The organism is Rhizobium sp. 21-4511-3d (genome assembly GCF_053522545.1).
Genome location: NZ_JBNWCF010000009.1, coordinates 216,807 through 235,707, shown reverse-complemented (window position 1 = coordinate 235,707; position 18,901 = coordinate 216,807). Strand labels below are relative to the sequence as shown.

The 18,901-nt window shown below is 63.1% G+C and carries 13 protein-coding genes; 4 read left to right on the top strand and 9 right to left on the bottom strand.

Translation table 11 applies throughout. The annotated features are described in order from the left end of the window. Positions 1-17 precede the first annotated feature (17 nt). Positions 18-1,343, top strand: a complete 1,326-nt coding sequence (locus ACQZ5H_RS20700; protein WP_449098921.1) for a glucoamylase family protein — start codon at positions 18-20, stop codon at positions 1,341-1,343. Here the strand turns inward: ACQZ5H_RS20700 and ACQZ5H_RS20695 are convergent. The 6 genes from ACQZ5H_RS20695 to ACQZ5H_RS20670 form a co-directional block, all read right to left on the bottom strand. Then, complete coding sequence (locus ACQZ5H_RS20695; RefSeq protein ID WP_413710499.1) at positions 1,340-2,380, bottom strand: ABC transporter ATP-binding protein; 1,041 nt, start codon at positions 2,378-2,380, stop codon at positions 1,340-1,342. The two genes, ACQZ5H_RS20700 and ACQZ5H_RS20695, sit on opposite strands and share 4 nt — an antisense overlap. Beyond that, positions 2,377-4,047 (bottom strand): ABC transporter permease, encoded by a 1,671-nt coding sequence (locus tag ACQZ5H_RS20690; protein WP_449098920.1) that lies wholly within the window; start codon positions 4,045-4,047, stop codon positions 2,377-2,379. The genes ACQZ5H_RS20695 and ACQZ5H_RS20690 overlap by 4 nt, the downstream gene beginning before the upstream one ends. Positions 4,048-4,110: 63 nt before the next feature. Continuing rightward, a complete protein-coding gene (locus tag ACQZ5H_RS20685; RefSeq protein WP_112718497.1) occupies positions 4,111-5,124 on the bottom strand; it encodes an iron ABC transporter substrate-binding protein in 1,014 nt (337 codons plus the stop codon). Between the two features lie 139 nt (positions 5,125-5,263). After that, the gene (locus ACQZ5H_RS20680; protein ID WP_449098919.1) at positions 5,264-6,253 is read right to left on the bottom strand and encodes an Ldh family oxidoreductase; all 990 of its coding nucleotides are present in this window, start codon (positions 6,251-6,253) and stop codon (positions 5,264-5,266) included. A 78-nt stretch (positions 6,254-6,331) separates the two neighbouring features. After that, complete coding sequence (gene amaB, locus ACQZ5H_RS20675) at positions 6,332-7,870, bottom strand: L-piperidine-6-carboxylate dehydrogenase (protein ID WP_449098918.1); 1,539 nt, start codon at positions 7,868-7,870, stop codon at positions 6,332-6,334. A 21-nt stretch (positions 7,871-7,891) separates the two neighbouring features. Beyond that, the gene (locus ACQZ5H_RS20670; RefSeq protein WP_449098917.1) at positions 7,892-9,175 is read right to left on the bottom strand and encodes an NAD(P)/FAD-dependent oxidoreductase; all 1,284 of its coding nucleotides are present in this window, start codon (positions 9,173-9,175) and stop codon (positions 7,892-7,894) included. A 188-nt stretch (positions 9,176-9,363) separates the two neighbouring features. Here ACQZ5H_RS20670 and ACQZ5H_RS20665 point away from each other — a divergent pair, with 188 nt between their 5' ends. The 3 genes from ACQZ5H_RS20665 to ACQZ5H_RS20655 all read left to right on the top strand — a co-directional run bounded on the left by ACQZ5H_RS20665 (position 9,364) and on the right by ACQZ5H_RS20655 (position 11,858). Beyond that, complete coding sequence (locus ACQZ5H_RS20665) at positions 9,364-10,254, top strand: LysR family transcriptional regulator (RefSeq protein ID WP_449098916.1); 891 nt, start codon at positions 9,364-9,366, stop codon at positions 10,252-10,254. A gap of 67 nt (positions 10,255-10,321) precedes the next feature. Next, the gene (locus ACQZ5H_RS20660; protein ID WP_016556708.1) at positions 10,322-10,558 is read left to right on the top strand and encodes an Lrp/AsnC ligand binding domain-containing protein; all 237 of its coding nucleotides are present in this window, start codon (positions 10,322-10,324) and stop codon (positions 10,556-10,558) included. A gap of 139 nt (positions 10,559-10,697) precedes the next feature. Further along, positions 10,698-11,858 (top strand): glycosyltransferase family 4 protein, encoded by a 1,161-nt coding sequence (locus ACQZ5H_RS20655; RefSeq protein WP_449098915.1) that lies wholly within the window; start codon positions 10,698-10,700, stop codon positions 11,856-11,858. Here the strand turns inward: ACQZ5H_RS20655 and ACQZ5H_RS20650 are convergent. The 3 genes from ACQZ5H_RS20650 to ACQZ5H_RS20640 all read right to left on the bottom strand — a co-directional run bounded on the left by ACQZ5H_RS20650 (position 11,855) and on the right by ACQZ5H_RS20640 (position 18,896). After that, positions 11,855-15,160, bottom strand: a complete 3,306-nt coding sequence (locus ACQZ5H_RS20650; protein ID WP_449098914.1) for an oligosaccharide flippase family protein — start codon at positions 15,158-15,160, stop codon at positions 11,855-11,857. The genes ACQZ5H_RS20655 and ACQZ5H_RS20650 overlap by 4 nt on opposite strands. 69 nt (positions 15,161-15,229) lie before the next feature. Beyond that, a complete protein-coding gene (locus tag ACQZ5H_RS20645; protein WP_449098976.1) occupies positions 15,230-16,405 on the bottom strand; it encodes a glycosyltransferase family 4 protein in 1,176 nt (391 codons plus the stop codon). A 13-nt stretch (positions 16,406-16,418) separates the two neighbouring features. Further along, entirely contained in the window at positions 16,419-18,896 is a 2,478-nt protein-coding gene (locus tag ACQZ5H_RS20640) for a glycoside hydrolase family 2 protein (protein ID WP_449098913.1), read from the bottom strand. Positions 18,897-18,901: the final 5 nt, after the last annotated feature.

Sequence of the window (18,901 nt, the reverse complement as noted above, 5' to 3'; positions counted from 1 at the left end):
AAACGAATGGTTTGAGTATGCTGCAACGACTCGACGACACGGATGCTGCGCTGATCGACAGGCTGCAACAATCCGCCTTCAACTACTTCCTGAAACATACCAATCCCGATAACGGGCTTGTTGCCGATACGTCGATCGAGGGCGTGCCCTGCAGTATCGCCGCCGTCGGCTTTGCGCTGTCATCCTACACCGTCGGCGTCGAGCGCGGCTGGATGACGCGCGCAGGCGCCATCGAACGCACGCTGACGACGCTTCGCTTCTTTGCCGGAAGCCATCAGGGCCGGGAGCGCCACGCAAGCGGCTATCGCGGCTTCTATTATCACTTCCTGCACATGGATACCGGCCACCGCGCCTGGAACAGCGAGCTGTCGACCATCGATACGACGCTGCTTGTCGCCGGCATGCTGACGGCTTCGGCCTACTTCGATCGCGCCGATGGCGACGAGCAGGAAATCCGCGACCTCGTGAAGGTCATTTACGAGCGCATCGACTGGCATTGGGCTCTCAACAAGGGCGAGACCATCTGCATGGGCTGGAAGCCCGCCAGCGGCTTCCTGCACTGGCGCTGGCAGGGTTACGATGAGGCCGTACTGCTCTATACGCTGGCGCTCGCCTCGCCGACGCACCCGATCCCGCAGTCGAGCTACGACGCCTTTACCTCGAGCTATTCCTGGATGCTCTTTAGGGATCAGGCCTATCTCTATGCCGGCCCGCTCTTTATCCATTTTTTCTCGCATGCCTGGATCGATTTCCGCGGCATCCAGGACCGCCCGATGGCAGCCCGCGATTGGGACTATTTCCGCAATACGCAGATCTCGATCGCCGTCCAGCGCGATTATGCCGTGCGCAATCCCGGCCATTTCGTCGGCTATAACAAGGATATCTGGGGCCTCTCCGCCTCCGACGGCCCACCGCCGAGCCGCCATATGCGCGGCGGACGTCATCCGAAGGTGCTGGGCTATGCAGCCCGCGGTGCTCCGCTCGGCCCCGATGATGGAACGATCGCGCCGTGGGCAGCGCTCGCATCGCTCCCCTTTGACCGCCAGGCGGCACTCGACGGCACAAAGGCGCTGCTGGAGACCTATCCTGACCTGACCTACGAGGGCCGTTTCCCGGGCGGCTTCAATCCGACGGTGAAGACCAGACGTCCCGAAGGCTGGGTGGACGACCGCTGCGTCGGCATCGATCAGGGTCTGCTGGTGATGACCATTGAGAACGACCGTTCGGATTTTATCTGGAGCCTGATGCGGCAATCGCCGGTCATTCGCCTTGGCCTCGAACGCGCCGGCTTCACCGGCGGCTGGCTGGAGCAGGGCGAAGAAGCCGATCGCAAGACGGCCTAGCGCGCCGAGAAGACATGCGCGCGGCCGGCGATGTCCAGGCGGACACGGTCGCCAGTTTCCGGCAGCGCGACGCTCGAAGTCTTGATCAGGATCGGCGGCAGCTGCACGCCCTCCAGCGAGACGGCAACGGTGCAGGTCGCGCCCCCGAATTCCACCTCAACCACCCGGCCATGATAGGCGGGCTTGCTGTCGTCAGGAACGACGCGGATCTGTTCCGGCCGCAGCATGATCTCGGCCTTGCCCTGATGATCGCCATCGACGGCGACCCGGCCAAGCGCACAATCGGCAAAACCGTTGCGGATGACCGCAGGCAGCATCACGGCATCGCCGAGGAACAGCGCAGTCTCGCGGTCCTTCGGCTGCAGATAGAGCTTCTGCGGCGAACCTGATTGCACCAGCTTCCCATCCCGCAACACCGCCACCTGATCGGCGAAGGACAATGCCTCGCCCTGATCGTGGGTCACGAGGATCGTGGTGATCCCGGCTGCCTGCAGAACACGTGACACGGCCTTGCGCATGTTTTCGCGAAGACCTGTATCAAGCGCCGAGAACGGCTCGTCGAGCAGCATCAGGCGCGGCTTGCGGCCAAGTGCGCGGGCAAGCGCCACGCGCTGCTGTTGACCGCCCGAGAGCTGATGCGGACGGCGCGTCAGCATGTTGCGGTCGAGCTCGACCATATCGAGAAGCTCGACGATCCGCTTCTCGCGGTCCATTGCCCCGCGCTCGAAGCCGAAGCCGATATTCTCGGCGACGCTCAGATGCGGAAACAGTGCCCCGTCCTGCGAAACGATGCCGATGCCGCGCTTGTGGGCGGGAACGATTGCCGGGCCATCGGCGAGCATCTCGCCGTTCAGCACGACCCTGCCCTGATCCGGTCGCTCGAAACCGGCGATCAGCCGCAGCAGCGTCGTCTTGCCGGAGCCCGATGGTCCGACGACGGCGGTGCGGCTCCCGGCAGGCACATCCAGCGACACATTATCCAGCGCGGTGACCGGACCATAGCGCTTGCTTGCGGATTGGATCGTGAGCAGCGTCATTGTCCGGCAGTCCGTTTCGATTGGGAATAAAGAAGCAGCGTCAGCGGCAGCGACAGGATGATCATCATCACCGCGTAGGGCGCCGCCGAGACGTAATCGATCTCGCTCGTCAGCGACCAGAATTTCGTCGACAGCGTCTCGACGCCATTCGGCGAAAGCATCAGCGTTGCCGTCAGCTCGTTGGTGATCCCGAGCGCAACGAGAGCGACGCTGGCAGCAAAACCAGGTGCTGCAAGCCGCATGGTGATCTGGCGCACGGCCTGCGACGGCGTGCGGCCAAGGCCCATGGCGGCGCGTTCGAGTTCGACCGGCGCCTGGGCGATGCTGGCGCGCAGGCCGACCATGGCACGCGGCAGGAATAGCAGAACATAGGCGACGGTCAGCGTCGCGAAGGTCTGGTAGAGCGGCAGCACCAGCCGCACGGTGATCGTAACCAGCGCCAGCGCCACGACGACGCCAGGCAGCGAGCCGACATAATAGTGGCAGGCTTCAAGGAAGCGCTGGAAGCGGCCCGGCGCGCGCACCGAGAGCCAGGCCATCGGCACCGCGGCAATCGTCGTCAGCACACCGCCCGCAACGGCAAGAATGATTGTCTGAATGAACGCACTGCCAACCGTATCCAGCCGCCAGATCTCGGCGCCGCCGAGATAGAGCCAGCGCCCCAGCGTCACCAGGGGAACGCCGAGCGTCAGCACTGCAACCGCGATGGGCAGCAGCACCGCCGGAATGGTGAACCATCCGAGCCTGCGCCGGTCTGCCGGGCGCGCCGAACCGGAGCCGACGCGGGCATAGCGCTCATTGCCGCGAACGAGGATTTCGAGCCCGAGCAGGAACAGGCAGCAGGCGACGAGCACGCCGCCGAGCATATTGGCGGCCGGGCTGTTATAGGCGGACTGGAACTGGTCGACGATCGCCGTCGCAAACGTGTCGAAGCGGATCATCACATAGAGCCCGTATTCCGACAGCAGATGCAGCGCGATCAGCAGCGAACCGCCGCAGATCGCCAGCCTGAGCTGCGGCAGGATCGTGCGGAAGAACACCCGCCAGGGGCCGAGCCCGAGCGAGGCCGCAGCATCCTCGATCGCCGGATCGAGACGGCGAAGTGCCGCTGCGACCGGCAGGTAGAGGAAGGGATAATAAGCAAGCACCGAGACGAAGACGCCGCTCTGCAGCCCGCGCATGCCGGGCACGAGGCTGATCCAGGCATAGCTGTGAACGAAGGCGGGAACGGCGAGCGGCGCGACCGCAAGCCACGACCAGAGGCGCGCGAAGGGAATGTCGGTCCGTTCCGTCAGCCACGCGAGCGTCACCGCAAGCGCGATCGACAGCGGAACCGTCAACGCTTCCAGGAACACCGTGTTGATCATCAGCTCGCCGACACGCGGGCGGAAGACGAGCGCCTTCACGGTTTCCCAGCCGACATCGTAGGTGATCCAGGCGATGAAGCCGAGCGGCACGAGGCTGAAGAGCGCGACGATGGTTGCGAAGACGACGACGGAAGCGTGCGGCATGCGCCCGCGCAGGGAACTGATTGTGCTGACCGGCGCTTCATTGCCGGCAAGGCCGGTCACGAGCGATCTGTTGTCTTGCAGCAAGGCCGACGCCTTTGTGACGCTGAAAAAGGAAGGCAACCGCCTCGTCAGGAAGCGGTTGCCATGATTGGTCATGCCGTAAGGTTTTCTTGAGCCAAAAGCAATAGTTTTGACTCCATCCGCCTGCGGCAGATGGGCTTAGATCAGGCCTGCAGCAGTCATCATTTCGACGACCTTCTTGCTGTTCAGCTCCGAGGCTTCGACCTTCGGTGCGTTCAGATCCTTGAGCGGAACGAGCTTGTCGTTGGAATCACCGCTGACGGCATATTCATAGGACGTGCCGTTCTTCAGGATTGCCTGACCGGCCTTGCCGGCGATGAACTTCAGGAATGCCTGGGCTTCCTTCATGTGCTGCGTCGACTTCAGAACGCCGCCGCCGGAGATCGAGACGAATGCGCCCGGATCCTGGTTCTTGAAATAGTGCAGGCCGACATTGGCGCTGTTTTCAGCCGTCTTCGCCTGATCGCCGAACCAGTAGTAGTGGTAGATGATCGCGCCTTCGACTTCGCCGGCATTGACCGCCTTCATCGCAACGCTGTTGCCCTTGTAAGGCGTCGCATTGTCCTTGAGGCCCTTGAGCCATGCGGCAGTCGCTTCCTCGCCCTTCAGCTGCAGCAGCGCGCTGACGATGGCCTGGAAGTCGGCACCGGCAGGAGCCGCACCCCAACGGCCCTTCCAGGCCGGATCGGCGAGATCGAGCATCGACTTCGGCAGCTTGTCTTCGGTCAGCTTGCGCTTGTCATAGGCAAAGACAGTCGAGCGGGCGGCGATGCCGGTCCACATGCCGTCGGACGGACGGTACTCGGCCGGAACCTGATCGAGCGTTTCCTTATCGACGGGTGCGAAGAGGCCTGCGCCGTCGACCAGCGTCATGGCCGGGGAATTTTCCGTCAGGAATACATCTGCCGGGGAGGCGTCGCCTTCCTGGATGATCTGGTTGGCGAACTGCATGTCGCTGCCCTGACGAATGGTGACCTTGATGCCGGTCTCCTTGGTGAAGGCATCAATCCATTCGCGGCCGAGGCTTTCGTGCTGGGCGTTATAGACGACGATGCCTTCGTCCTGCGCGCTGGCGCCTGATGCGAGCGATGTTGCAGCGAGAAGAGACGCAGCCAGCGCGAGCGCGGAACGGCGCGTAATGGAATTCTTCATGATGCCCTCCATGGCAATATCTCCCCTGGGGGTGGGGTGATGCGCGCCCCCTATATTTTTCCTGACTTCAATTTTCAAGTTTGCTTCACCATGGGATGATCACAAATACTTGAAATTATTTATCAAGTTTAGAACGATTCTATACCGCGAGGATCGCATCGACGACATCATCCTCGACATCAATGCCGTTTTCGATCGCGGCGCGCCGCGCCGTCAGCCCGCGCCTGCCGGGCAGCCGAACACCTGGATCGGAAGAAATTTCATTGGCAAGCTCGGTCAGCCGGGCCGCCGCAAACGCACCACCACCCGCTTCCGGATTGATGACGATGATCATCTGCCCGAGGCCGGGAGCCGCGCCCTTGTCGTCAAAAAGCGAGGTCGATTCATAGGAGAAGTTGGCGCCCGTCAGCGGCGCAGCGAGGATTTCGACCATCATCGCAAGGGCAGCGCCCTTGGCCTCGCCCGAGGGCACCATCGTGCCATCGAGTGCCGCAACCGCATCCGTCGTCGGCTGGCCGTCGCGGTCGAAGGCCCAGTTGGCGGGGATCGGCACACCCTTCTGCCGCGCCGCCATGATCTTGCCGCGCGCCACGCGCGACAGCGCAAGGTCGATGACCACAGGGTCCTGTCCCGTTACAGGCGCAGCAAAAGCAATCGGGTTGGTGCCGAACAGCGGCTTGCGCCCGCCCCAGGCCGCCATCGCCGCCGTGGCATTAGCAACCATAATCGCAACGAGGCCAGCCTCAGCAAAACGCTCGACCGTCAGCGCCAGAACGCCGGCATGGTGCGAGCGGCGGATCGCCGCCATGGCGATACCCTGCGACCGGGCCATTTCGGTCAGGACGGGAACGGCGAGATCGAGCGCCGGATAGGCATATCCGTGGCAGGCATCGATCTGGATGACGGACGGATAGGGCTGATAGAGGATCGGCTTGGCGACGCCATCGACCTTCCCGGATTTCGCCTGCATCGCATAAGCAACGGCGCGGCGAAGCCCGTGCCCGCTCTGCCCGGCAGCTTCCGCCGCAACAAGCGCCCGCGATACCGAGAGCGCATTCCCCTCCTCGACGCCATTGCGTTTCAACGCGTCGAGGACGAGCGTTTCGGCAGCGGCGAGCGTCAGATGCATGAGAAAGACCTTGGAATAAACAAAAGGGGGCGATGACGGTGTTACGTCATCGCCCCCGATGCTGCAATGCAAGCGCCCTTATTCGACGTCGAACTTGACGCCCTGTGCGAGCGGCAGGGTCTTGCCGTAATTGATGGTGTTGGTAGCGCGGCGCATATAGGCCCTCCACGCATCCGAACCGGATTCACGGCCGCCGCCGGTTTCCTTCTCGCCACCGAAAGCACCGCCGATTTCGGCACCGGACGGGCCGAGATTGACGTTGGCGATGCCGCAATCCGAACCGCGGGCAGAGACGAAGGTTTCCGCTTCGCGCATGTCGTTGGTGAAGATCGACGAGGAGAGGCCCTGCGGCACGGCATTGTGCAGCTCGAGCACGTCGTCGAAATCGCTGTACTTCATGACGTAGAGGATCGGCGCAAAGGTCTCGTCGACAACGGGACCCGTCTGCGACGGCATCTCGACCAGAGCCGGACGAACATAGAAGGCTTCGCCGGCACCGTTCTCGACACGCTCGCCACCGGTGACCTTGCCGCCCTCCGACTTGGCTGCAGAAAGGGCCGACTGCATCTTGTCGAAGGCCGCCTTGTTGATCAGCGGGCCGACCAGCGTGCCACTTTCCAGCGGATTGCCGATGGTGACCGAGCCATAGGCTTTCTGTAGACGCGGAACGAGCTTATCGTAGACGCTGTCATGCACGAAGAGGCGGCGCAGCGTGGTGCAGCGCTGACCGGCCGTGCCCATGGCGGAAAAGGCGACGCCGCGCAGCGTCAGGTCGAGATCGGCCGTCGGGCAGATGATCGCGGCATTGTTGCCGCCGAGTTCGAGGATGGCGCGGGCGAAACGCTGTGACAGGCGCGGACCGACGGCGCGGCCCATCGCCGTCGAACCGGTCGCCGAAACCAGCGGCACCTTGGGATGGTCGACGAGGGCTTCGCCGACATCGCGGCCGCCGATCAGCAGGGTCGAGAGATTTGCCGGCGCCTTGCCGCCTTCGGCGACGAAGCGCTTCAGCGCCCGCTCGAACAGTGCCTGCGTCGCAAGCGCCGTCAGCGGCGTCTTTTCGGACGGCTTCCAGACCGTTGCGTTGCCACAGACCAGCGCCAGCGCTGCATTCCACGACCAGACGGCGACCGGGAAGTTGAAGGCCGAGATGATGCCAACGACGCCGAGCGGATGCCAGCTTTCCATCATGCGGTGCTCGGAGCGCTCGGTGGCGATCGTCAGGCCGTAAAGCTGGCGGGAGAGACCCACCGCGAAATCGCAGATGTCGATCATTTCCTGAACTTCGCCGAGACCTTCGGACGTGATCTTGCCGACTTCGATCGAGACGAGACGGCCAAGCGCGCCCTTGGCGGCGCGCAGCTCTTCTCCGAGCAAGCGGACGAGCTCGCCGCGCTTCGGCGCCGGAACGGCACGCCATTCGGCAAAGGCCTTATGTGCTGCATCGATCGCCTTCTTGGCGTCGGCAACGGTATCTTCCTTCAGCGCACCGATTTCCTTGCCCGTGACGGGCGAGGTGACGCGCAGCGTGCCGCCGGCATAGCGGGCGGCGTCAACGCCGAGTTCGGAAAGCAGCTTCTTCGTTTCGGCTGCGAGATCGAGGCTAGCGATGGTCATGTGTTTCCAACCTTCTTGTTCTTAAAAACGTGCATCGGCGAAGTGGGCAACCTGGGCGCCGGCTTCGTACCACATTTCCTTGATTGCCCGGAACCCCGGCTCGCGTGGGTCGGTCAGCGGCAGCGGCAGCTCGGCTTCGCTGATCTGGCCGAGAATATGCTGCGCCAGCGTACGCCCGAAGACCGTGCCCGGCGCAATGCCGCGGCCATTATAGCCCGAAAAACCGACGACATTTTCGGCAAACTTGTGGAAGCGCGGCAGAGCATTGTCGGTCATGCCGATCTTGCCGTACCACTCGCATTCGAACTCGACCTCGCCGATCTGCGGGAAGAGTTTCCGCAGCGAGCGCTTCGCCCAGTTCTTGTGGACCGAAATACCGGTATTGCGCAGCGCCCCGACGCTGCCGAAGACGAGGCGGCCGGCCTGGTCCATGCGGAAGGACGACAGAATCTCCTTGGTATCCCACACGCCTTCGCGGCCGGGCAGGATCGACTTGCGCAGATTGTCGCTGAGCGGCGTGGTGGCGAGATTGAAATAGGGGAGATGAACCTGCTCGTTGCGAACGGCCTCCCAGGGACCGGTGCTATAGGCATCGGTGGCGACGATGATCCAGTCGGCGGTCACCGAACCTTTTTCCGTCTTCACCACCCATTTGGCGCCCTTGCGCTCGGTGGCGGTCACCGGACTTGCCGTGTGCATCGAGACGCCGGCCTTGACCGCAGCATGCGCCAGTCCGCGCGCATAGGCCAGCGGCTGCAGCGTGCCGGCGCGCATATCGAGCAGCGCTCCCGCATAGGCGTCGCTGCCGATCCGGCGGGCGGTTTCCGCCGCGTCGAGCAAGGTTACCGGCGCACCGCGCCTGCCCCATTGCTCCGCCCGGTCCTCGATCTCCTTGAGGCCCTCGGCGCCGACGGCGCAATGCAGCGTGCCGTTCTTTTCGAGCTCGCAGGCGATCCTATGCTTGTCGATCAGTTCCATGACCAGACGCGGCGCATTGCCGAGCATATCGAGCAGCCGCTCGCCATAGACCTCGCCGAGAACGCCGGGAAGATCATCGGGCATCACCCACATGCCGGCATTGATCAGGCCGACATTGCGGCCGGCACCGCCGAAGCCGATCTCCTTGGCTTCGAGCAGAACGACCTTCGTCCCGGCTTCCGCCAGATGCAGGCCGGAGGAGATGCCGGTATAGCCGCCGCCGACGATCACCACATCAGCCTCGACTGCGCCCTGAAGCGGCGCGGTGACAGGCGGTTGCGGAGCGGTCTTTTCCCAGAGCCCGTGCGAGCGCGGATCATTCAACATCGGTTGTTCCATCCCAAGGCAAAATCGCGGTTAATCTACCGCTACCGGACGGCCTGCGAAAGCGTCTGACGGCAGGGCTTTCGCAGCGCCAGTTCATTCCAAAATTGCGGCAAACCATTCTTTACAAAGCGCTTATTGGAGTGAATATCGACGTTTCGGAAACAGGTCATTCTGAAATGGAATGAGATATGCTCGCATCACGCCGTTTTCTGCCATCGATCTCCTTGCTTGCCGCCTTCGAAGCGGTAGCGCGCACCGGCAGTGTCACCGCTGCAGCTCGCGAGCTGGACCTCACCCAGAGCGCCGTCAGCCGGCAGATCAAGGCACTCGAAGAACAGCTCGGCGTCGAGCTGTTCCTGCGCGAACGCCAGACAGTCAGGCTGACCTTGGCGGGAGACAGCTACGCACGAGAAATCCGGGAAGCACTACGCCGCATTTCCAGCGCCTCTTTGAACCTGCGGGCCAACCCGCATGGCGGCACGCTCAATCTGGCGATCCTGCCGACCTTCGGTACACGCTGGCTGGCGCCGCGGCTGGGGGGCTTCCTGCGCAACAACCCGGGCGTCACGATCAATCTCGTTACCCGGCTCTCCTCCTTCGATTTCCGTCTCGATGCCATTGATGCCGCGATCCATTTCGGCCACCCGCACTGGCCGGGTGCCGAGCTGACCTTTCTGATGTCGGAGAAGACCGTTCCGGCCTGCAGCCCGCAGTTTCTCGCGGAGCATGCGATCAGCAAGCCCGAACACCTGCTGGACCTGCCGCTGCTGCATCTGACGACACGGCCGGACGCCTGGGAGATCTGGTTTGTCGAAAATGGCGTCGCCTTCCAGAGCCTTCACGGCATGCTGTTCGACCAGTTCGCCACCGCCGCGCAGGCCGCGGTCGCCGGACTCGGCGTCGCCTTGCTGCCGACCTTCCTGATCCAGGACGAACTGAAGCGCGGAGATCTCGTCGCCGCGATCGACCGGGAGATCGAAAGCCGCGACTGCTACTATCTCGCCTATCCCTCCGAGCGCGCCGATTACGCGCCGCTTGCCGCCTTTCGCGAATGGATCGAGGCAGAAGCCAAGTCTTGAGCTTGCATCCGGGGAGAGCTTTCGCGCATTATGCGCGGCAACAGCATCCGATCCGCAGGAAAGTCCCATGAAGCCCATTTTCGTCCAGCTCCAGTGCGCCCCCGGCAAGACCTACGAAGTCGCCGACGCCATCTACCAGACGGAACGTGTTTCTGAGCTCTATTCGACCAGCGGCGATTACGATCTGCTGCTGAAGGTCTACATCGAAGAAGGCCAGGATATCGGCAAGTTCATCAACGACAACATCGCCAATATCCCAGGCATCGTCCGCTCGCTGACGACACTGACCTTCAAGGCTTTCTGAGCCCTCTGGCGATTAACCGTCTTCGCAAGATTTCCAGCCGCGCGCCGCACCGTAAACCCGGCCTTAAGGCGATCGGGTATTTCGTCCGGCTATATGGCCGCGCGGGGTCAGGAGTATCGCTTTGGAAGCAACGGCAGGCATGACCACGAATGCGCAGAGGGCAAACGCGCCGCTGATCGTCCATGTCGTGCGCCAGTTCCTGCCGAACCGCGGCGGTCTCGAAGACGTCGTCGCCAATCTGGCGCGTGAGACCGCAAGACGCGGCTTCCGCGTCCGCGTCGTGACACTCGATACGCTCTTCACGGCCCGCGACCGCAAGCTGCCGCCGCGCGAAACCATCGACGGTATCGAGGTCGTCCGCATTCCCTGGTCCGGCAGCACGCGCTACCCGATCGCCCCACAGGTCTTCCGCCATCTCGGCGATGCTGATCTCGTGCATGTTCACGCCATCGACTTCTTCTTCGATGCGCTGGCGATCGGCCGGATCCTGCATCGAAAGCCGATGGTCGTGACCACCCATGGCGGCTTCTTCCATACGCAGAAATATGCGGCACTGAAGAAGGTCTGGTTCCAGACGCTGACGCGGCTGTCGGCGATGAACTATCGCCGCGTCATTGGCTGCAGCACCTCGGATATCGCCCAGTTCTCGCAGATCGCCCCGAATACCGTGCTGATCGAGAACGGCGTCGATATCGGCAAGTTCGCCGCTAGCGCATCGCGCACCCCGCTTCGCCGGATCGTCACCATCGGCCGCTTCTCGGTAAACAAGCGTCTGGATCATCTCCTCGACGCGATGCAAATGCTGACAGCTCGCGACCCCGGCTGGCATCTGGATATCGTCGGCTCCGAATCCGATCTCAAGGCCGGCGATCTGCGCGCCGAGATCGCCTCGCGCAATCTCGCCCAATCGGTCGGCCTGCATGTCGGCATCGACAACGAGGCCATCCGGGCACTGATCTCGGGCGCCTCGCTCTTCGCCTCCGCCTCGGAATACGAAGGCTTCGGCCTCGTCGCACTAGAGGCCATGAGCGCCGGGCTCTATCCCGTTCTAAACGGTAATGCCGCCTACCGCGCCCTCGCAGAGCGTCAGGCACCGGTGACGATCACGGATTTCAGCGACGCCGGGACAGCAGCCGATGCGATCGGCGCGGCATTCGATGCGATCTCTGCAAATCCGTCTGCCATGCGTGAAGCGCTGATAGTGGCAGCTCGCCCCTATTCCTGGGATCATGTCGCCGGGCTCTATATCGACCTCTACCGGTCGCTCGACATCCCGGCTTTCAGAGTCGGCGCGGCCTAAGCCTTCGCCAGCTTGGCGATCTCTTCCAGAACGATCCGGCGCGATTCCAGCGGCGTCAGGTTATGGTCGGCGTCCTGAAGCATGACGAGGCGCACATTCGGATAGCGCTGCAGCTTGCGGCCACCCGGGCCGAAGTGGAAATACATGTGATCGAGGCCGACATCGGCTTCGCTGTAGATCAGCGTCAGCGGCACATTACGCTTACCGAAGGAGGCGAAGGCATGCTTCACCTCGCGGGCGACATGACCCTTGTGCGGCAGAAGCTCGATCAGCGGCGCGAAGCGGTAGGAGACGCGGCGGCCGACGGCGATGAAGAAATTCTGGAACGCGGCCTTCACGTCGACCTGGCCGCGGAACAGCCGTTTCAGAGTTTCGATATTCATCAGGCGCTGGCTGTAGTCATCGACGCTGCGCGGCACCGAAACGACGTGCTCCTTGGCAACCTGGACCGCCGGGTCCCAGTAATAGACGAAGGGATTGATCGAGACGACCGCCTTCAGGCGCTCGTCGGCAATCCCGGCGCGGAAAGCGACATAGCCGCCGCTGCAGCGCCCGGCGACCATGACCGGCCCCGGCACATGCGCCTCCAGAAGATCGAGCGCCGAGACGGCGTCTTCGATCTGGGTGGCTGAATAGAGGATCTGATCGGGCGCATCCGGGCGCGGAACGCTGTCGCCGACATTGGCTGAATCGAAGCGCAGCGACGTGACACCCTGGCGGGCGAGATCACGCGCCATATCGACGATCGTGCGGCCCCAGCCGGCATGACGGTCATAGGCGGTGGTCAGGAACATCACCGAATTGCCCTGGGACTCACCGATCGGGCGGCTGAGAACGCCGACGAGATGATGATGATCGCCGAAGCGAACCGGTATCTCCTCGAAACCGTCACCGCGCAGGATCTGGTTTTCGGCTGGAACGACCGAGTTGGCGGCAGTGGCATCGGGAACGGTGTTCGCTTCGATCCAGCGGGCAAGTTCAGCGACGACGGCCATCGGCGTCTTGGCAAACAGTGGATTGGTCGCCAGTTCCTCGTAGCCTTCGAACACCTTCTCATCGACGCTGGCGCCAAGGGCTCGCAAGGCTTCGGCAAAGGCGGAATCGCCGGCGCGCGACGGGTGTTCGAAGAGAACATACTTGGCCGCGGCAATGCTTTCCGGAGTGGTCAGATTGAGCTTGCGGATTTCGGCGGCGATCGCTTCCGGCATGAACAGACCGGCGATCGTCACCTGATCGGCGGGCGCGTGTTCCTTGCTGAGGCCGAGATCGGCGTGAATGATCTTCGCCCACATGTTGAGTTCGCGGAGATACCCGCGACCGCTCAATACGGGAGCCAGAAGCGCGACGCCGCTGACACCCGGTATCGTCGCGCCGATGCGCTGCACGAGTGCTGCGCCGATGCCCTGAGCTGCCAGAATGATCTGGTCGCAGCCGCTGAGCGACTTCAGCTCCTCTGCCGCTGCGCGGATCGATTTCTCCCAGCTTGCCAGCGTCGCCGGCTCGCTGCCGAAATCGAGCGCATCGCCGGTTCCGAGATAGTCGAAACGCAGGCTGGGAACGCCGATATCCGAAAGATGCTCGGCGGCCACGCGATAAAACTTGCGGCTGCACATTTCCTCGAAGCCCCAGGGGCTGACGAAGAGCACAGCCGAGGAACGCTTGGTGACGGCAGGATTCTCGGGCATGAACAGCCCGATCGTTCCGTCGAAGGCAACCGGAAATGCAGCGCTGCGGCCGGCACCTTCCGCAGGTTCCTGAACCGCTGCGGCAGAAGCTTCGCCGTCCTTTTCAGGTGGCAGCGGCGCGATGAACTGTGCGGCCTTCAGCGCGGGGCCACGCAATGCCCAGGGAACCTTGCCGAGGATCGAGCGGATGACCAGCGCATCCTGCCGCGGAATGACCTTGAGGAACTTCAGCGCCAGCAGATAGGCAATGCCACCGGCGATTATCGCGAGAACCAGCCCAACCGGATTATGGAAGACCTCAAGCACGGCAAGCGCTGCCAGCGCGCAGAGGACTGCGGCAGCCGTCACCTTCGCGAGGCTGACATAGAGGGTCGACAGCTGACTGCCAAATCCGGTCTGTTTGATCATGATCACGCACATCACGACAAAAACGCCGATGCGGACGAGTGCCGCACCTTCCGCCGCAAAACTAGGCACCAGGAGTAAACAACCGCCTACCATCACAAGGCCACCAATCACACTGGTCTTCAGGCGATCGCGCACCCGGTCCATCGACAGGAGGTAGAGGCTGAGGATCTGCATGAAGGTGTAGGCGGGTGCGGCGAGCGCCAGCAGCATGACGACGGGACCGCTCGGACGGAAGGCCTCACCGAAGACGCTGACGACGAGCACGCCCGAGATGGCGGCAAGCCCGAAGCTCATCGGCAGGATGATATAGGCCATGCTGCGAGTGACGGCGGCGAAGACTTCGACGGGAAGCGTGGCATCCTTGCTGCTGTGGCGCTGCTCGGAATAATAGGGCAACAAGCTCCCGGTCATCTGGATCGGCAGCTGCAGGGCGATATTGGCGACCGACAGGCCGATCGCATAATAGCCGACCATCTCCACCGACCAGAACTGCTGCAGGAACAGCAGTTCGAGGCGGTTGATGAAGACGGAATCGATCAGGAACTGCGTCGAGATGATCACCGAGGACGAGGCCAGCGCGCCGAAGGCGATACCGCATTTGTCCCGCTTGGCGAAGAGGATCGGCATGGTCGCGACGAAGAACACCAGCTGGCCGAGCGCATAACCGATCAGCACCCCCTCGACGCCATGCAGGACGGCACCAATGGCAACACCGCCGAGCTGCAGGATCGACACGCCAACCGTCAGCTTGAAGAAGTCTCCGAGCCGCTTTTCGCCGATCAGGTAGAATTTGACGAAGGAGCCGATCGCCTGAATGAAGAACAGCGCGCCGGTAACGAGTGCCACTGACGGAGCGGTTTCGGCCCAATGCATCTCCTCCGACGACAGGAAGAAGATCGCGTAGAGCCCGAGCAGCACCACCGTCGAAAATACCATTAAGGTGACGAGGATCGACGCAAAGCCCATGCGCCTCCTGCTGTCATAACCCTGGGCGCTGAGCTGCGGCAGAGTTTTCAGTAGCGTGATGCTGGAGCCGAGTTCGGCAATCGAAGCGCCGGTGACGACGAGCCACAGCGAGAAGGCGACGATGCCGTTCGCCTCGGGGCCGAGCAGGCGCGCGGTGATGATCGACGAGGCGAAGCCGGTGGCAAGCAGCAGCATGCCGGCCGCAGCGTTCATCACCGAGTTTGCTATGATCCCGTTCGACATCAGTCCCGTTCCGTTGCTTTCTCAGCCATTCCTAAAGTGAAACCGTTAAATAAGGCCCGAAGTTTTCGGTTAACGGTCAGCGCTCGCCAGTGTTTGCAGCGCTTTCTCGTAGGTATTGGCCTCGAGATAGGCGATCAGGAAACGCTTCGCCCACGCCGCTTTCGCCTTGGCGGTTTCCGGATCGGCATAAATCTGTTCCAGATATCCGGCGGCGATTTCAGGCGATGGATCGGCCCAGACAGCGCCGGTCAGCGCCGCAAATTCCGGATGCGTATCGACAACCGGTATCAGCGACGGCGCGACGTTCCAGGTGTTGTCCGGATCGCAGAAATCCACTGTGCCCGACCAGCCCGTGCTCACGACAGGCGTATTGTGGATGATCGCCTCGGCAACGGTGAGACCGAAGCCTTCCGAGCGGTGCAGCGAGATGTAGGCGTCGGAATCGCGGATCAGTCCGTTGATCTCGCTGCTTGCCAGCTTGTCGGTGACGATCCGAATCCGGCTATTGCCCTCGGCGGAGCGATAAAGCGCGGCCAATCCGGCATCCTTCGCCGGATCGCCACTGCCCTTCATCAGCAGGAATGCCTTTGGGCAGCGCGTTTGGAAGATCTTGAAGGCGTCGATCACCGCCTGCGGGTTCTTCCGGTTGATCGACGATCCCGCACTGAAGATGAAGCTGACAAGGAAAGCATCGTCCTCGATCCCGAATTTCGCGCGCATGCCGTCGGCAGCGGGCTTCTCGGTCACCGGATGCGCCACCACGATGACGGGCGCCGACGTCAACGGCGCGATCGCCTTGCGGGTAAATTCCGATGGCACGAAAACGGCATTCACATAACGCGCACCGTTACGCCATTCGGCGGGAACGACTTCCAGTTCCCAGGCCCAATAGCCGATATTGTAAGCACGCGCGAATTCGCCGAGACCGGTGCTGAGCACGGCGCGCGGCAGCATCGGCGGATTGAGGTGCCAGATGCGGGTGCCGGGCTTGGCCGAAGACTGCGAAGCCGCCGTCCACTCGACCGACGATCCCTCGCCGGCATGGGTGCTGACATCGCGCAGCGAAATCGTCCGTCCCGCCGAGACCAGGGCGTCGGCACAGAGCCGCGCCGACTCGCCCACACCTGCCATCATCGAGAGATAGCCGGCGACTTCGACCGGACGCGCGGGATCGAACGCAACACGCGATTTCGGGATCAGCCGCTGCAGAACATGGGAGCGAAAGGCACGGTAAAGCGATCGGATCGACATCTTGTCCTTAACCACCGGCGCTGAAGGCAAAGCGGCGCATGTTTCCGGCGCAGAGCACCTCGCCCTGAGGCTCGCCCGCATCTGCCGTCATCGGCGTCAAACGAATGCGCCGCTGGATGCCCGGCGCGAGATGGAACCAGTCGTCCGACGGACGGTAACCGGCGGCTTCGACATGCACCGACTGCGCAAGGCGATCGGTCGTCAGATCGACCGCCCAACGGCCCGCGTCCTCGACGAGCCTGACGTCGATGCTGGCGTCATGGCAGGCCTTGGCGCGCCCGAGCGGGAAATGAAACGCTTCGCCCAGCAATTCGCCATCGACGGCGCGAAGCCGCGCGACCGTGACGTCATGCGACGGCGGCCCAAAGCGGAAGGCGTAGGTCGTGTCGAAGAATGCGCCGAAAAGCTCGGTCGCGGCGATCTTCTGTTTGCTGCGCGCAGCAAGCGCCAGGCTGTGGCTACCGCTCGCCGCCTGCTGCCGGCCGTCACGGAAGCAGATGATCTCGAGCTCGGCCGCTAGATCGTCCGCCGTCTCGTTGACGACGTGAATGTCGAGCCCGTTGGTGCCTTCGTCGGTCAGCAGCACCTGCAGCGGCTGGAAGGCACGGCGCATCGCATGCCAGACCGGCTTGGGCTCACCCGTGGAATCGATCACGCCCCAGCCCGGGCCGGGGAGCAGGTCCTGCAGTGTCCAGACAAGCGCACCGTCGCAGCGCGAACCGGTGCGGCGCCATTCGGCAAAGGTCTCGGTCAGCACCTCTCCGGTGACGGCGCGGGAGAGCTCGAGATAGCGCTCCGGGTTCTCGCGGCGAAGGCTTGCCGGGTCGGTGTCGTAGAGAAGGCCGAGATAGAAATCACGGACATCCTCGAAATCCCAGGAAGCGCCGCGATCGCGGGGCACACGCGCCTTCCAGAGCGGGCTGTGGACGGCAGGAACATCGAGATGCCGCTGCAGCGTCGATTGCTGCGGAACATGTGCAAAGGCGAGGCTCTCGGCGGCAAACCGCACATCCGCCCGGCGGGCATCCTCAAGCGGGCGCATATAGGCGCCGACACCGTAATAGTGCGTCACCCCTGCATTCGGCGAAAACGGCATCGCGCCGCCATAGGGCGAATTCGGCACATAGGGCACGTCGGGCCGCAGGCGCGAGGCAATTGCCGGTATCACCTCGTCGGTCACAGGACCGCCCCAGAATTCGCGCGGCAGGCCGAGCATTGCCGCCTGCTGGTGGACCTCGCTGCCGCCGCAGAGCACGGCGAGCGACGGCGACGCCTGAACGCCATGCAGGAATCCTTCGACCTCGGTATGGACATGACCGGCAAAAGCCTTGTCGTTTCGCGGATAGTCGAAATTGGCGAACATGAAGTCCTGCCAGACGAGCAGGCCGAGCTCGTCGCACAGCGCGAAAAACTCCGGCGTCTCGTAGGCCATCGTGCCGCCGATGCGGATCATGTTCATACCGGCTTCCGCCGCAAGCCGCAGGAACGGCTCGTAGGCGCTGCGATCTCCAGGCAGCCGCACGATGTCAGCCGTCGTCCAGACCGCGCCGCGGCAGAACACCCGCTCGCTGTTGATGACAAGACCAAAACCATCGCCATCGACACTCCGATCCAACTCGATCCGCCGGAAACCGGTCTTGTCGAGCGGATATGCGATCCCGTCGGAGACAAGCGTCAGCTCATAGAGATACGGCGTGCCATGCGTATGCGGCCACCAGGGCGTCACGTCGGGGATCTTCAGGATCGCCGAATAATGGTTGTCGCCAACCTCCTCGAAGGACGCTTCATGCTCGCCGCAGCGCAGCTGCAGCACCGGCTCCTCGGCATCGCAATAAAGCGACACGCTGAGGCGCCCGATGCCATCCTCGTCAAGAACCGTGCGGATCGAGACATTGTCGATCGAGACCGGGCCGCCGCGCACCAGCGAGATCGCCCGCCAGGGGCCGACGGCATGAATTTCAGGGCACCAGCTGGGCATGTGGCCGAGCACGGTGGTTCGGACATTCTTGAGGCCGGCAGGCGTGATCATCTGCGGGCGCCAGCGGGCCCGCGGTCCGGGTTCGGCAAGCTTCGGTGCCAGGGCGCGGAAGCAGAGTGCGAGCTCGTCGCCGCCAGTCAGCGTCACCGGAATCTCGTGCGCGGTGAACATGCTCTCCGAAAACAGCATTTCCTTGCCGTTGACGAAGACATGGCAGAGCGTCGCCAGCCCTTCGAGGCGCAAAATCCAGTCGCCCGGCCCGGCATCGAACAGGCGGCAGACATACCAGGCATCGCGGGTGTTCAGCGGCTGCGGATTTTCGCGGTCAAACAGTCCCGCCTTTTCAAGCGCGGCTGCCACCGTACCCGGCACGGGTGCGGCGATGAACTGCGATGTCGGCGGGATATCATGCGGCGTCGCATAAGCATCCGGCTCGGTCAGAACGAGGTTCCATCCTTCCGAAAGCAGAACTTCCTCTGCCGCGACGCTTGCCAACCTCCCCCGCATGCTCA

What these genes read in the sequence shown, in the direction of transcription:
- ACQZ5H_RS20695 (WP_413710499.1), bottom strand. Translation starts at nt 2,380, where the DNA reads ATGACGCTGCTCACGATCCAATCCGCAAGCAAGCGCTATGGTCCGGTC.
- ACQZ5H_RS20685 (WP_112718497.1), bottom strand. Translation starts at nt 5,124, where the DNA reads ATGAAGAATTCCATTACGCGCCGTTCCGCGCTCGCGCTGGCTGCGTCT.
- ACQZ5H_RS20660 (WP_016556708.1), top strand. Translation starts at nt 10,322, where the DNA reads ATGAAGCCCATTTTCGTCCAGCTCCAGTGCGCCCCCGGCAAGACCTAC.
- ACQZ5H_RS20680 (WP_449098919.1), bottom strand. Translation starts at nt 6,253, where the DNA reads ATGCATCTGACGCTCGCCGCTGCCGAAACGCTCGTCCTCGACGCGTTG.
- ACQZ5H_RS20665 (WP_449098916.1), top strand. Translation starts at nt 9,364, where the DNA reads ATGCTCGCATCACGCCGTTTTCTGCCATCGATCTCCTTGCTTGCCGCC.
- ACQZ5H_RS20655 (WP_449098915.1), top strand. Translation starts at nt 10,698, where the DNA reads ATGACCACGAATGCGCAGAGGGCAAACGCGCCGCTGATCGTCCATGTC.
- ACQZ5H_RS20700 (WP_449098921.1), top strand. Translation starts at nt 18, where the DNA reads ATGCTGCAACGACTCGACGACACGGATGCTGCGCTGATCGACAGGCTG.
- ACQZ5H_RS20690 (WP_449098920.1), bottom strand. Translation starts at nt 4,047, where the DNA reads ATGACCAATCATGGCAACCGCTTCCTGACGAGGCGGTTGCCTTCCTTT.
- ACQZ5H_RS20640 (WP_449098913.1), bottom strand. Translation starts at nt 18,896, where the DNA reads ATGCGGGGGAGGTTGGCAAGCGTCGCGGCAGAGGAAGTTCTGCTTTCG.
- amaB (WP_449098918.1), bottom strand. Translation starts at nt 7,870, where the DNA reads ATGACCATCGCTAGCCTCGATCTCGCAGCCGAAACGAAGAAGCTGCTT.
- ACQZ5H_RS20650 (WP_449098914.1), bottom strand. Translation starts at nt 15,160, where the DNA reads ATGTCGAACGGGATCATAGCAAACTCGGTGATGAACGCTGCGGCCGGC.
- ACQZ5H_RS20670 (WP_449098917.1), bottom strand. Translation starts at nt 9,175, where the DNA reads ATGTTGAATGATCCGCGCTCGCACGGGCTCTGGGAAAAGACCGCTCCG.